Below are 14,291 nucleotides of genomic sequence, written 5' to 3'. Positions count from 1 at the left end.
CACGATCCTATCTCTAAGTTGCCGTAGGGCTTTACAGCCGGCAGGCGCTTTACGCTGCTAGCTGCGACGCTTTTTCTTGCTTTCCTTTCTCGCAGCAGCACCGCTTATCCGCATCATCGTCTGCACCGGGCGCGGGATAGTGCGCAGATCCTCACTAAGACTCTGCACATGCTGTGAAAGATCCGCTATCGTGTCACGATACTCGTTAACCTTGCTGATTTCTTCAGACAGCGACTGGGTTTGCTGCTTAAGATCGGCTATTTCTCTTTCCTGCTGGTCGAGCTTAACCGAGAGGCGTTCATGTAAACCGCTCAGGTGCAGCACCAGACCCAAACCGTGCTCGTCAATATACTCACGCAGATGCGTGTCGCGTATCTGCGCATCGAGTTCTTTATGCAGCTGCGCTAGAGAGGTGATTGAATTGCCCGTGTCGGCGCTTAAATCATTGGGGCGCTGATGCCAGAAAGCAAGCGGCTTCCCATCGATGAAGCCAAACGGACCCTGCAGCGCAAGATTGAGGTTTAACAACCAATCTTCAACTACAGGAAACTCTCCTTCCGGCATCGCTGCACGGGCGGCAGCTGTGCGATAGAGGGTTGCAATTGGAACGGTTTTATTGGAGCGCAAGAAATTACCGAGCGACAGGGAACTGTCATGCGGCTGGTAGATCCACCGAAATAATTCGGTGAAATCGTCGCCGTGCTGCTCTTCAGCAATCACTTCAAGCCGCACAGCAACAGCATTATGGTTAGGGTGCGCGTGCAGGAATGCTACGGTTTGCTGCAGGAAGTTAGGATCCCACGTGTCATCGTCATCGTGGATAGCGCAAAAAGTGCCGGCTGCCTCGTTAACACCCTGCCGCCACGCGCCATCTCGGCCGAGGGATTCGGGGTTTGTTATGAGGCGAGTTTTTTCAGATAGGGCACCCTTTTCTGCCAAGAGTTTCGCTATCGGTTCTTCTTCGCCGCCGTCATTAATGATGAGCAATTCGTAGTCGGTGAATACTTGGGAATCGATTGATGCAAGTGCTCGCCGTAAAAATAGGTTGCGGTTCTTGGTGCGAAGAATTATTGATACTTGCGGAAAACTCATAGTTTCCTCTCGCTTGGCACGGCCTTAGTCGAGCTCTAATTGTAATGACTCAAAGACTGTTAAAGCTGTGTTGCAACCGACAATAGGTGAATTTTATCCGCAAACATAAGCATGGCAACCGTCTCAGATGGAAGTATTTAGGTAGTATAAACGCGCCACATTTTCATAGCTCGACAAGTGAAATGAAGGTTGAGGATAGGCATTGAAGGAATTACAGGTTGCAGCCGTAGTAGTAACCTACAACCGCTCTGAACTCTTACAAAAAACTCTAGCGGCGCTTGAAGCGCAAACCTCTGCGCCAGCAGCAATCATTGTGGTCGATAACGCCTCAACCGATGACACCCCACAGATGCTGGCTGCCCGCGATAACTCACCAAGTCTGCAGGTGCATCGCTTACCGGAAAACACCGGTGGCGCTGGCGGCTTTAATGCCGGCATGAAAATCGCTTACGAACAGGGTTATGACGCTTTCTGGGTGATGGACGACGACACAGTGCCGCGCCCCGAAGCGCTTGAAAAACTGGTTACCACTCTGCAGGACGCCGCTGAATTTCGAGGCGGCCCGATGCCCTCATACGCGGCCTCAATGGTGCTGTGGACAGATGGCTCTGCATGTGAAATGAATATCCCAACTCCAACGTGGGATTGGGTTAGACCTGTGCCGTACCAGAAAAACTGGATTGACCTTGACTGTTCCTCGTTTGTTTCCTGCCTGGTGACCCGTGAAGCGGTTGCGCAGTGCGGTTTCCCCTACAAGGAATACTTCATCTGGTTCGACGATGCTGAATACACCTACCGCCTATCAAAGTGGCGCCCGGGCATTCTAGTTACTGACTCATACGTCGATCACCTCACCCCAGAAAATAAAGGCGTCTTTTGGTCAGAGGTCACCGAAGCAAACTTTTGGAAGTATTCACGCGGGGCGCGCAACCAGGTCTCAGCCGGAATGTCTCTACGCAAGCCGCGGATCCTGGTCGATCTTTTTGCCGGCCTGTATCGGCAACTGCGCGGTGCACCCGTCAGCCGCAAACTAAAACTGAAACTGACAAAAGCCGCTTTTGAGGGATTCTTCCAACGCCCTCGCATTGAATACCCTGCTCAAAAGTAGCGGCAGCCTGCGCGCACTGCGCAAGTGTCGGGGCGTATTACTTCCTGTGCCGCAGGAAGTTGCGCACCCGGTTCTTTGCCCATGAAAAGAAGGTTTCACGGCGGTTTGCAAAGTGGTGAAACATTGCTGCCTGCCACAGCAGTGCGCCCGGGCCGTGCCTCTCCACAAACTCGCGCAGGTACTCGTCACGGACCTTCAGATCAAAGTAGGCATGTTTGTCAGCGCCTGCGAAAATTGAGTTGCCGAGTGCGCCTTTTTGGGCGCGACGCTGATGCCAGTATGCAAGCGGCTCACCCTCAATAAATTGGACGTGATACTTTGCTGCTAGACGGATATGGAATTCCCAGTCGCCGACAACCGGCAGGTCATCGCGGAAACCACCAAGGTCGTCAATAACTGCGCGCGGGTACATACAAGAAATAGGAACAGCAATATTAGATTCCATCAGTCTTGATAGCGAAAACTGAGTAATCCACGGCCACGCAATTTCTCTGCTGAGTTCAAACACGCGGTTGCCGTCGATTTTTTCATAGATGATCTGTGTGCGCACCGCAACGCCACCTGCGGTTGGATTTTCCTCTAAATAGTTCACACATGTTTCGAGGAAGGACGGATGCCACGTATCATCATCGTCGTGAATACAAATGTATTTGCCGTTAGATTGGGAAATCGCAAGGTTTGAGGCGGCTTCCATGCCTAAAGATTGCGGGTTGTGGAAGACGCGCGCACGCCCTTTAAGAGCCGCTGCGTGTTTTTCGAGCAGTGCGTCGACGGGCTCCGGTGCGCCGCCATCATTGACAATAATTAATTCAAAATTTTCGTATCGCTGTTTTGCACAGTCAGCGATTGCTCTGGTTAGCAGTACGGCACGATCCTTTGTGCGCATTACGATACTGACAAGAGGGCGGCTCATAATTATTCTCCAAATTACTGAAGTTTTACGACTAGCTAAATTAGCATCTCATGAATTTACACGGATGCTAAGCAGCAACAACGCTGCACGCTGATATCAATATATGCTGCGCTGCTCCGTTTTATGGATAGAAACGTGGAGATATATAAAAAAGCTCTCACCTATAAAGATGAGAGCTTTTGTGACCCCAGCGGGATTCGAACCCGCGTTACCGCCGTGAGAGGGCGGCGTACTAGGCCGCTATACGATGGGGCCGCTGTGTTGCGAACACAACTAGATAATTATTACACGCTAAACCCGAGCGCGCAACTTCGGCGTGTTTCGTATCACCGCTGATCCGCAAGCAGTGAGGTTAAGCCCTGGCACACTGGCAGCGCGCCGCATCCGGCACTCCGGCAAGCGCCTCTTCGATATGCAGGCCGCAGCCCTCCCAGGTAGTTTTATGACACTGCGCACACTCAACAGCCACACACATACTTACCTCCCACAAATAAAACTATTTTCTAGGCAAGTCTATTCTGCCGCACAATAAGCTGCGCTCAGCCGCTTTTACCCGTTAAATAGCGGTAGCAGTGGCAAGAAACAAGGCAATAATTGCTTCTGGCGCGCTAGAGCGAATTAATCTGGCTGGGATACCTGGACTCGAACCAAGAACAACTGAACCAGAATCAGCCGTGTTGCCAATTACACCATATCCCAATGGTTTGCAGCTACTGCTGCGCATCGCCCAAGCGGGCAACGAATAATAACCTTAGCGCAGATGTGTGAATTTTTCAAATTATCCGCTGTCTCGTGTTTCGGCTAAGACTGGTCATCAAGTGTCAGAGGGTCTGCTCCCCTGCCGTCGAGTTGATCGATATAGCGCAGCACGATCCCCTCACGCAGCGCCCACGGTGACACGGTTAGTGATTGCACACCAAAAACTTTCATCGCTGTGCGCAGCAGCACTGTGCCGGCCATCAGCTGATATCCACGCTCTGGGGTTACTCCCGGCAGATACTCGCGCACGTTTGACGGCATCTCCCGCAGAAACGGCTCCCACTCTTTCAAATCTTGATAGTTAATCGGCGCTTTTTCGCCGGTAATAGGGTTGTCGGTGCCACCAACAAGGCGACCGAGTGAGCGAATAGTTTTCGAGGTGCCAACCACGCGCTGCGGTGTCGGTCGATCTGCGAAAAGTTCATCACGCACGCGGGTAAACTCGCTTCGCGCGTGTTTGCGCAGTGCTGATACCGCAGGGTGCCCCGGCGGATCGTCCGGAATAAACTGCACAGTGGCACGCCCCGCCCCCAGCGGCAGCGAAACCTGCACATCAGGATACTCATCAGAGCCCTGCGCTATCTCGAACGAGCCGCCACCAATATCGAACAGCAGAATTTCACCCGCCGACCAACCAAACCAGCGGCGCACTGCAAGCATTGTGATCCGGGCTTCATCTTCGCCCGACAGCACCTGCGGGTTAACACCTGTTTGCGCATGCACCATAGCGAGCACCTCAGCGCCGTTAGTCGCTTCACGAATCGCGCTCGTGGCTGTCACAATCAGGTCATCAACGCCGATCTCATGCGCTTTTTTCACCGCGTCGTCGATAGCGGTCACAATTTTCGTCACACCCTCAGCGGTGATTGCCCCGCTGCTGTCAATGTAGCGCATTAAGCGCAGCAGCGAACGCTCTGATTCATAGGGCACCGGGCTCGCACCCGGGTGCGCATCAACAACCAATAGGTGCACAGTGTTCGACCCGACGTCGATAACTCCTAAACGCATAACCAAAAATTTTACCGGGTGGCAAACGAAAGCACGGTGAGAGCCGGCTCTCCAATTTCGTCCGTCTGCTTTAGGTCGAGCTCTGCAGTTATCACCCAATCGTAATTGCCTGCGGGGTCAGCGATCACCTGCTCAACACGCCAAGTCTCTTTTTGCTTCTGCACGTTAAAGAAACGACTGGCGCGAGCTGCGGCGTCGATCGGAATTTCATCATGCTCGTCAAAATAGGCGTCCAGCGCAGCATCCCAGTCGTGTTTTGTCATGCCGCGACGGCAGCCTAAAGCAACACCGCTGCCGCTGCTACCCATATCTGGTGGCGTGCTGGCCGCAACCAGCGCCGCAACGTCGTCAAACTCTGCCCACATCACCAGGCGGAACATATAGTTGCGCACCATTATCGTAAGCGCTTTCTCGTTTGCGCTGAGTTTGTCACTGCGCGGCGGCGCTCCCATCTCTCCCGGCTCTCCAGCTGCATCGCTCACCACTGCCAGGGTTGCATCCCAGTCGCCACTGCCAGTAGCAGCGGCAATTTCTGCAAGCTGCTGCCACTCTTCCAGAAGACTTGAATCCGTCTGTCTAACAACCTCACCCAACCAAGTGATGATGTCGTCTAGATACGGTGTGCGTTTTTCTTCCGGCACCCCAGCTCGCAACATCCGATACGCGTCGCTCAAATAGCGCAACAGCACGCCCTCGCTGCGTTTCAGACCGTAGTGCGCAACAAACTCCTTAAAGCCAAACGCATTCTCGACCATGTCGCGCACAATACTTTTTGGTGTTGGCTGCTGCCCGTGGGCGCTTGGCGTTTTAGCCCGATACTCGGCAAAAGCCGCCTCGATCAACTCTCTTAACGGCTGCGGGTGCGTCACTTCTGCAAGGATCGCCATGCGCTCCTCATACTCGATCCCATCAGCCTTTAATTCTGCAACAACACGACTTTTTTCTTTTTTCTCTTGTGCGATAAGGATCGGCCGCGGTGGTTCAAGCACCGCTTCAAAGAGCGAGAGCAGGTCGAGTGTGTAGCCGGGGGATTCAGGGTCTAGGAGTTCCGTTGCAGCGATTGCAAACAGTGCCAGCGGCTGATTGAATGCGCGCGCACCCTCACCGCTCACCGTGAGGCTGAGCATCTGCTCACCAGTGTCAGATTCGGTGACCCGCACAACCCCAGCGTTTTTGAGCGCCCGATACAGTTTCAAAGCCTGCAGGGTGAGCCCACGTTTAGAGTCTGCAGTTTCGTGTGAATCCTGTATCAGCTCGCGCACCACCGCAAAAAGCTCACCCTCACGCTTCTCGCCACGGCTCAGGATCGCAACCAGCATCGCACCTGTGATCTGCATGCGACTAACAAGCGGCTCTGGTTCTGCGGCGATCAGCTTCTCGAAGGTCGCTTCACTCCAGGTCACACCCGCCTTAGCCGCCACCTTTTTGCCGGGTTTCACCTTCTTTCCAGCATTTTTAGCGGCCGCGGCTTTCGCCTCTATTGCGGCGTTGAGGATCGCGTGTTCCGGTGCAAGCACAACAACGTCGCCCGCCCGGTCAAACCCGGCACGGCCTGCACGACCGGCAATTTGATGAAACTCACGCGCGCTCAAACGGCGCTCTTTAACACCGTCAAATTTTACGAGTGAGGTGAGCAGCACCGTGCGAATAGGCACGTTAATGCCGACACCGAGAGTGTCTGTGCCGCAGATCACCTTCAAAAGCCCTGCCTGCGCCAGCTGCTCTACCAGGCGCCGGTATTTCGGCAGCAGCCCCGCATGGTGCACAGCAATTCCGGCACGCAACAGTTTGTTAAGCGTTTGGCCGTACCCGGCCGAAAATCTAAACTCTGCAAGGCGCTCGGCAATGGCCGCCTTCTCATCTTTTGTTAGCAGGCTGACGCTGGTGAGTGCCTGCGCCTGCTCGGTTGCCGCAGCCTGCGAAAAATGCACCACATAAACCGGGGCAAGCCCACCCGGTACTAGCTCGCTAATTTCTTCGTGCACCGGTTTAAGACTGTAGCGATAGCTCAAAGGCACAGGGCGCTCAACTCCCGTAATCACCTCTGTTGTGCGGCCGGTGTTTTCGTCAAGAGTTTTTACAACCTCTGACACATCACCGAGTGTGGCGCTCATCAAAATAAACTGCACACCGTTTGCTAGCAGCAGCGGCACCTGCCACGCCCAGCCGCGCTCGCGATCTGCGTAATAGTGGAACTCATCCATGACGACCTGTGTGATGCCGCGACAGTCAGGGTCGCTCAGGGCATACTGCGCGACGATTTCGGCGGTTGCACACAAGATAGGAGCATCAGCATTGATGCTGAAGTCGCCGGTCACCAAACCCACATTCTCAGCACCGAAAACACGCACAAGCTCAAAAAATTTTTCACTCACCAAGGCTTTTATCGGGGCTGTATAGGCCGTGCGCTTCCCCTGTGTGAATGCAATGAAGTGCGCCCCGAGCGCAACGGTTGACTTGCCGGTGCCGGTGGGGGTTGCTAAAACTACGTTTGAGCCCATAGCAACCGCGGTGATCGCATCACTCTGCGCAGGGTAAAGCTCAAAACCTTTATCGTGAAACACCCAATCAACAAAGGTGTCAAACACCACGAACGGGTCTGTTGAGCGCCCCAAAGCCGCCGCATGCTCCGCAAGCGTTACGTTCATTTATTAAGCCCTCCCCGTTTTGCAATACCACTGACAAGTATCGCAAGGGTCTGTGACTTTCTGCTGCGCTAAACCACCTCAGCGCCCATTGCGCGCAGTTCGTCCAAGGCTTTAGCGCTCGTTTCAGCGGCCACTCCGGCAACAAAATCTTTCAGAACACGCACCCGAAACCCCGCCCAATAGGCGTCTTCAGACGACTGCAGAACACAGTAGTCGGTTGCGATCCCAACGACATCAAGGTGTTTCACACCCGCTTCTTTGAGGATCTCTTCAAGCTTCAGGCCGTCAGCAGAGCTGCCTTCAAATGCTGAATAAGCCGGCTCCCCCTGCCCTTTAAATATTTCAACATCAAACTCTGCGTCTTGCAGCGCACTGTGATATTCAGCACCAAAGCTGCCCGCAACGCAGTGCACCGGCCAGGTGTTGACAAAATCTGGCTCTGCATCAAGCGCAAAGTGCCCACCATTATCACCGCTCGCATTGTGCCAGTCACGCGATGCGACAACCATGTCGTAGCCGTGCTCGCCCTGCAGCAGCTCTGCAACCCGCGTCGCAACCGCAGTGCCGCCGGTCACCCCGAGCGCGCCACCCTCAACAAAGTCATTTTGAATATCCACTACGAGCAGCGCCCGTTTAGCACTATGTCTGTCACTCATTCTGATGCTCCTTTGAATACAGCAGCCACAGGGTTTGTGTGGTGGCTAAAAACAATGCTAGTTCGTGTTGAGTCAACAGCGGAATGTGTGCTCAAGTTTTCAAGCACAAATTCACGCACATGCTCACTGTCGCGCGCGAGCATATGAATAATAAAGTCTTCTACCCCGCCGAGAAAAAACAGTTGGGTTACCTCAGGAGCAGCACGCAGCGTGTCTGCAAGCTCCGCGATCCGCTCTCTGGCCCCAGAACGAACGGTAACACTGATTAGCACCTGGAGCGTCAGGTCGAAAGCTTTTGGATCAACCTGCGTCGTAAATTCGGTAATGACACCGCGCGACACAAGCGCACGCACCCTGCTGACACAGGTTGAAGCAGCGATCCCGGCACGATCGGCAAGCTCAGCGTTCGTGATGCGGCTATTACGCTGCAGCTCTTTAATGATTTTGAGGTCTACCGCATCTAACTGCATAACCCCTCGCATAATATTCGAAGCCGCCATAAAAACCTCACTGTTAGCGAATTAAACTAGCCTCAACCCCAGTATATAGCGAATTTTCTGCGGATATTTGTTTAATTACACGAAGATAATGCAAAATTAAACTATGTTGGATTCGCTCCAACTGCTATCGGATCTCTCTCCCGGTGATCCGCAAAATTCACTGACTAAAAATTGGAGCATGAAAATGCGCGTTGGTATTCCAACCGAGATTAAGAACAACGAGAACCGCGTCGCCATCACCGAGGCTGGGGTCATGGAGCTCAAGCGTCACGGCCACGAGGTGCTGATTCAGGCTGGTGCCGGTGAGGGCTCGTTCATTAGCGACGAAGCATTCAAGGCTGCTGGCGCAACCATTATCGACACTGCCGATGAGGTCTGGGAACAGGCTGACATGGTGCTCAAGGTGAAGGAACCAATCGAGTCTGAATACAGCAAAATGCGCAAGGGTCAGGTGCTCTTCACCTACCTGCACCTCGCAGCTTCTGAGGCCTGCACCAAGGCTGTGGTTGACAGCGGCACCACCGCGATCGCATACGAAACCGTGCAGCTCGACAACCGCTCACTGCCACTGCTCGCGCCAATGTCTGAAGTTGCTGGCCGTCTGTCAGCGCAGATTGGCGCTTTCTTCCTGATGAAGGCAGAGGGTGGCCGCGGCGTGCTGCTCGGTGGTGTAACCGCTACCCGTAAAGCAAAGACTGTTGTTATCGGCGGTGGCGCAGCTGGTGAGCAGGCAGCACGCGTTGCTTACGGCATGGGCTCAGACGTCACCATGATCGACATCAACATTCCACGTTTGAAGCAGCTCGAAGACATCTACAACGGTGGCATCCAGACCCGCGTATCAAACCGCTTCAACATCACCGAGGCGCTCAAGGATGCGGATCTGGTTATCGGTTCTGTGCTGATCCCGGGTGAGAAGGCTCCAAAGCTTGTCACCGACGATATGGTTGCGCAGATGAAGCCTGGTTCAGTGCTCGTTGATATCGCAATCGACCAGGGTGGCTGCTTTGAAAACTCACGCCCAACCACACACGACGACCCAACCTTCAAGGTTCACAACTCGCTCTACTACTGCGTAGCAAACATGCCGGGTGCTGTGCCAGAGACGTCAACCAACGCTCTAACCAACGCAACCCTGCCATATGTTGTTGCTCTCGCTAACAAGGGCTGGAAGCAGGCGCTGCGCGACGATGCAGCGCTCGCTAAGGGTCTAAACGCACACGAGGGTGTAATCACCAACCACGGTGTTGCAGAGGCTTTCCCAGAGCTTAAGAGCAGCACTGTAGACGAGATCTTGGCAGCATAAGCTTATAGTCCAAGAGTTTGAAGCGCCGTTTCCCCTTTCGGAGGCGGCGCTTCTGTTATTAAGCTAGTGCTGTTATGGATTTGAAATTCACTTTCACCCAAAAACCCGGCACAGCAGATCAGGGGCTGAAAAAGACCGCGGGTCACACCGCAAACACTCGACTCGGATTACCCGGCTCTGAAAGACAGCTCCCCTTCAACGTTAACGCTGGCGGAGCGAGCAGTGAGCTTATTGTGCGCATCACTCGCAATGAGAGTGCGATGTTGGGTGTCGCAGTGTCTGGTGACGGTGTTGAATACGCGCGGCAGAGCGTCGACCTGCGTGATGCGCATTACCAGCACGGCGCTCTGGTTGATCCAAAACCAATTCGCTCTGCTCTGTCACGCGTAGTGGCAGAGTTGGGCGATAAACTGCTCACCGCCGTGCAGCTTGTTGAAGTGCCTGTGGAGGCCAGCGCCGCCCTGCTTGAAGCTGAACTAGTAACCTCAGACAGCACCATCAGCGCCACCGGCCAGCTGCGCACTGGGCTGCCCAAGGGCACACCGGTGAAGTTAATTTAATTAACCTGGCTCGAGCTCAGCTAACCCGGCTGGCGCGGCTGAGCAACCGCTGGTATGAGGATTGCAGCATTAGCTGCTCGGCATCTGTCGGCACTGCGTATTCCAGCTGTGGGGAAGCAACTATGTGCGCAGACCACTTTGCGCGACTGATCGCCACGTTTAGGCGATTCTTTGACAGTAGGAACTCGATCCCCCGATCAACATCCTTGGGGGAAGATGCAGCCAGACTGACAATAGCCATTAGCGCTTCCTGACCTTGAAACTTATCGACTGTGCCAACGGCCACGCCGTTAAACCCTGCACGCTGTAAAGCACCGGAGATAAGCGCCACTTGCCGATTGTAGGGGGCGACAACAATAATATCTTCCTGCGTTAGGGGCTCGGCGGTTGCGATGTTTGCAGCAGAGGCAGCAGCACGCACCACTTTTGCCCGCAACATTTCACGCACAAGCCCCACCACCCGTTCTGCTTCATGCGGGTTGTGTGTTGTGCAAAGCTGTGACTCAACAGGGTGAAAATATAGACCCTGCGCAAAGCTGCCAACAACCTCAGGGCGTTTAGCAGCCGGCGCTGACTGCAGTTTGCCGCCGTAGTAAAGATCTGAGACGATGCTGCACAGAGCCGGGTTCATGCGCCAGGAGTGCTCTAACAGGTATCCGCGCGACTGCGGGATCACAGGTGCGTCACCGACCAACCAGCCCAGCACGGAAGCATCGACCGGCGCCGGATGCACACCGCCACTAACCTGCGGCAGCTGTTGGGGGTCGCCAACCGCAAGCAAGTTTTTGGCCGCGTACAAAGACGCTAGCGTGTCTACGATACTGAACTGCCCAGCCTCATCAACAACCAACAGGTCAAAGCTCTTCTTTTCTAAAACGCTGGAGCCCATATTCCAACTTGTGCCACCAAAAACAAACCCACCTTCTCGCGGCGCATAAAGAAGGAAATCAGCCATGCGGTTTAACCCGGTAAACAGGCGCTGCTCTTCCGGCAGACTCTTTTCGCTGCTGAGAGGTTTAAGCACGCGTGCGGCCGGAACACCGGAATCGACAATTTTGTTGAGCAGTGATTCGATAACGCGGTGCGACTGTGCGGTCACAGCAATTTTGAAGCCGTGCTCATTAACCAGGCGCGCTATCACAGCCGCGGTAACGGTCGATTTTCCTGTGCCCGGCGGCCCCTGCACAGCCAAAACTGAGTTATCGAGCTGCGCCACGGATCGCACCAGCGGCTCGATGTAAGGGTTTTCTGCGCTATCCGGATTGCGCTTGATTTCAGGCAGTTGAAAGCCCGGTTCTTTAAAGCTCGGCAGTGCACGACTAACCAAAGCGTAACCCGCATCATCGGGCACAGCACCCGCCGCGATCTGCTCACCGTGCGCATTCCACCAGTCTTCTATCGCCTCACGGTGAGATTTACGCGAGAAGCTCGTAGTGGTATCAATAGCCACCGGCCAGCAGTGTGAGAGCGCAGGGAGTTGCTCTGAGTTTGCACGCTCATTCACACGCACCCAACAGCTGCCGTCTGACTTAATGGTTACAGTAGCTGCGCGCTGTTCCGCGCCAAAACTACCGAACAGTTTTCCAACGCCACTGCCCGCGGGAAAAACAGCCCTAACTCTCGCATTCAACAGCTCACCGGCTGTCCATGTTTGATCCGTCCGCATCGGATACGAAACCTGCACCCAGCCGCTTCTCCCCGGCTCGCAAACTAAATCTGCATCCGTGCGCGATACCAGCGGAATAAACGCACCACTCCAGTCAGCGGTGGTTGAGTTATAGAGCTGCAGGTTTTCTATAGAGCTAGCTGCGTCTTCACGATCGTAAAAATCGTAGCTGTTTCCGATCATTGTAAGGGTTGTGCCAATTTCAGGCTCTAGCCCCGCAGCTGCTGCCGCCTCTAGCAGCTGCCCACGCAGTAAATTTCGTTTTTCTCGGCGCGCGAGTTTTGCTTCATCAAGTTCGGGAGCTTCGCTCTCTGTTTGCATGAAAACGGTGAGTGCTGCGGCATCAAAACCCGCGCCCGGCTGCGTTTGCGTAACGCTCGAAGTCTGATTCTCGGTCGCGGCACTATCTAGAGAGTGCCGCAACCGGCCAGCAGCTGCCAAAGTATGCCGCACAAGTGTGGCCTGCAACCACAGCCCCTGCCGCACGTGTTCGCGCACATTAGTAACCGCCAACCCGGTCTTTGCCACCCAGGCTGCGCGCATAATAGGCAGTGACTCTAGCTGCTGCACTGTGCTTGCGTTAGTCTCAGCATCAAGAGCCTCTAGAACACGGAAGGCACGCGCATATTCCAGCAGGGTAAACTCCCTAACCGGTGCGATAACTGCGTGCTGCAACAGGGTTGTTGCAGCAATAATTTTGCCCTGCTCCAGCAGCCACAAAAGGCCCCGCTCCTGACTTGAATGGCGCGCAGCAAGCCGCACTAGCGTGTCTATTACCGCTTGCGATTCGACAAGCAAAATCTGGCGGCCTTCAGTTGCGCGCTGTATCGCTGAATAGAGTTGCGACCACAAAACTCGCTCACTTTTGCGGGTGCTTGCAAAGAACTCCTGATCACCGGCTTCTGTTGCAAGCAGCGCCCAGCCGATAAATTCTGTTGTTGCAGTGTAGAGCTCTTTCGGATCGTCAAAATAGAAGCTATCTGCAGCAAGGGTAAGCACAGGGCTTGCAGCACCAATGCGACCAAGACGCGTCTGCAAGAGGGGATTTTGCACCTCATTCTGCCCGGTAACTGCCGCTACCGCATACCGCTGAATCACTTGCAGCTGCTTCGGCCCTTTCAAAACAAATAGCTCTTGCCAGGCTTTATCTGCTGCAGGGCGGCGAGAGCTAAAATCTGCCGCCGCGAGCTCAGCAATACTGTGAATACCGACTGCTGCCAGGCGTTCACGAAGCTTCACAGACACCGGTGCGAGCAGACCAACATCATTGCATTGCTGCAGTTCGTGCAGGCAGTATTCACAGGTCAGACAGTAGGAGATATCGGAGCTGTTGTCGGCGAACTCAAGCGGTGGCGCAGAATGTAAGTCGCTGTCTCCTCCGCCTGCAAAGTAACGCTGGGCTAACAAATCATGAAACCGTGACACTGTCGCGCCGTAGGTTAAAGCTAAATCTTCCCTAAGATAAACAGACTCGTCTCGATTGCCGTGCATGATGCGCACTGTCGGTGCCGTTGCAACACCGCTCTTTTCGAGCTGCTCAGCATATGCGAGCATCTGAAAGACAGCCGCAACCTTCGATTTTGTCGTGAGTTTGGTATCTTGCACTTCCCACCCTGCTGGGGTTTTGATCAGGAAGTCTGCAAGACCGCGAAAAACAAACTGCAGACCGTCTGCACGCGGTGGCTCTGCGGCATAAAACACAGCCTGATAAACAACTTGAGCGTCGCCCGCAAGCACCTGCCGCGTTTGTGCTGCTGCGCCCTCCCAATCTGCCTCACCTGCGTTTGCGCCGTCTATGCTCGCGCGCATATCAACCACAGCGTCACCGTAGTGCGCTTGATAATTCTTTAAGACCGCCTCTTCATGCTTCTCACCCAGCTTGGCAGCAAGCTGGGCAATCGGGTTAGCGGCAGCTGCAGGCGCCGTTAGTCTGCCGAGCAGGGCGTCAAACCGTCTGAGCGTCGCAAATTCACAACTGAGAAATTGAGACAGGTCAGACGGGGTGATAACAATCTGGGTGCCGTTAATCTGCATAGCCTCAGAATAGAATACGGGTCTATCGTTTTATAACTGCG

The 14,291-nt window shown here is 54.3% G+C and carries 10 protein-coding genes and 2 tRNA genes; 3 read left to right on the top strand and 9 right to left on the bottom strand.

Annotated elements, in window-relative coordinates; genetic code table 11:
- Positions 1-57 precede the first annotated feature (57 nt).
- The gene (locus HCQ99_RS06115; protein ID WP_166987433.1) at positions 58-1,092 is read right to left on the bottom strand and encodes a glycosyltransferase family A protein; all 1,035 of its coding nucleotides are present in this window, start codon (positions 1,090-1,092) and stop codon (positions 58-60) included.
- Between the two features lie 202 nt (positions 1,093-1,294).
- Here HCQ99_RS06115 and HCQ99_RS06110 point away from each other — a divergent pair, with 202 nt between their 5' ends.
- The gene (locus HCQ99_RS06110) at positions 1,295-2,200 is read left to right on the top strand and encodes a glycosyltransferase family 2 protein (protein WP_166987430.1); all 906 of its coding nucleotides are present in this window, start codon (positions 1,295-1,297) and stop codon (positions 2,198-2,200) included.
- A gap of 37 nt (positions 2,201-2,237) precedes the next feature.
- On the opposite strand, the gene HCQ99_RS06105 is transcribed toward HCQ99_RS06110, so the two are convergent.
- The 7 genes from HCQ99_RS06105 to HCQ99_RS06075 form a co-directional block, all read right to left on the bottom strand.
- Positions 2,238-3,113, bottom strand: coding sequence for a glycosyltransferase family 2 protein (locus HCQ99_RS06105; protein ID WP_166987427.1), 876 nt, complete (start codon positions 3,111-3,113; stop codon positions 2,238-2,240).
- 182 nt (positions 3,114-3,295) lie between these two features.
- Positions 3,296-3,368: transfer RNA gene (locus tag HCQ99_RS06100), tRNA-Glu, on the bottom strand.
- 369 nt (positions 3,369-3,737) lie between these two features.
- Positions 3,738-3,812 (bottom strand) — tRNA-Gln (locus HCQ99_RS06095).
- A 102-nt stretch (positions 3,813-3,914) separates the two neighbouring features.
- The gene (locus HCQ99_RS06090; protein ID WP_166987424.1) at positions 3,915-4,880 is read right to left on the bottom strand and encodes a Ppx/GppA family phosphatase; all 966 of its coding nucleotides are present in this window, start codon (positions 4,878-4,880) and stop codon (positions 3,915-3,917) included.
- Positions 4,881-4,891: 11 nt separating this feature from the next.
- On the bottom strand, positions 4,892-7,528 hold the full coding sequence (locus HCQ99_RS06085; protein WP_166987421.1) for a DEAD/DEAH box helicase: 2,637 nt from the start codon (positions 7,526-7,528) through the stop codon (positions 4,892-4,894).
- Positions 7,529-7,596: 68 nt separating this feature from the next.
- Positions 7,597-8,184 carry an isochorismatase family protein gene (locus HCQ99_RS06080; RefSeq protein WP_166987417.1) on the bottom strand — a complete coding sequence of 196 codons (588 nt, stop codon included), beginning with the start codon at positions 8,182-8,184 and terminating at the stop codon, positions 7,597-7,599.
- The gene (locus tag HCQ99_RS06075) at positions 8,181-8,684 is read right to left on the bottom strand and encodes an Lrp/AsnC family transcriptional regulator (RefSeq protein WP_166987414.1); all 504 of its coding nucleotides are present in this window, start codon (positions 8,682-8,684) and stop codon (positions 8,181-8,183) included. Before HCQ99_RS06075 ends, HCQ99_RS06080 begins: the two co-directional genes overlap by 4 nt.
- A gap of 184 nt (positions 8,685-8,868) precedes the next feature.
- Between HCQ99_RS06075 and ald the strand changes: the two genes are divergently transcribed.
- Together ald and HCQ99_RS06065 are read left to right on the top strand one after the other, a co-directional pair.
- Positions 8,869-9,990: an alanine dehydrogenase gene (gene ald / locus HCQ99_RS06070; protein ID WP_166987679.1), complete on the top strand. Its 1,122-nt coding sequence runs from the start codon at positions 8,869-8,871 to the stop codon at positions 9,988-9,990.
- Between the two features lie 74 nt (positions 9,991-10,064).
- On the top strand, positions 10,065-10,550 hold the full coding sequence (locus tag HCQ99_RS06065; RefSeq protein WP_166987411.1) for a hypothetical protein: 486 nt from the start codon (positions 10,065-10,067) through the stop codon (positions 10,548-10,550).
- Between the two features lie 16 nt (positions 10,551-10,566).
- Here the strand turns inward: HCQ99_RS06065 and HCQ99_RS06060 are convergent, their stop codons facing one another.
- Entirely contained in the window at positions 10,567-14,250 is a 3,684-nt protein-coding gene (locus HCQ99_RS06060; protein WP_166987408.1) for a bifunctional RecB family nuclease/DEAD/DEAH box helicase, read from the bottom strand.
- Positions 14,251-14,291 lie beyond the last annotated feature (41 nt).

This window comes from Canibacter zhoujuaniae (assembly GCF_011752015.1).
Lineage (GTDB): Bacteria > Actinomycetota > Actinomycetes > Actinomycetales > Microbacteriaceae > Canibacter > Canibacter zhoujuaniae.
This window is presented reverse-complemented; position numbering and strand designations above follow the sequence as displayed.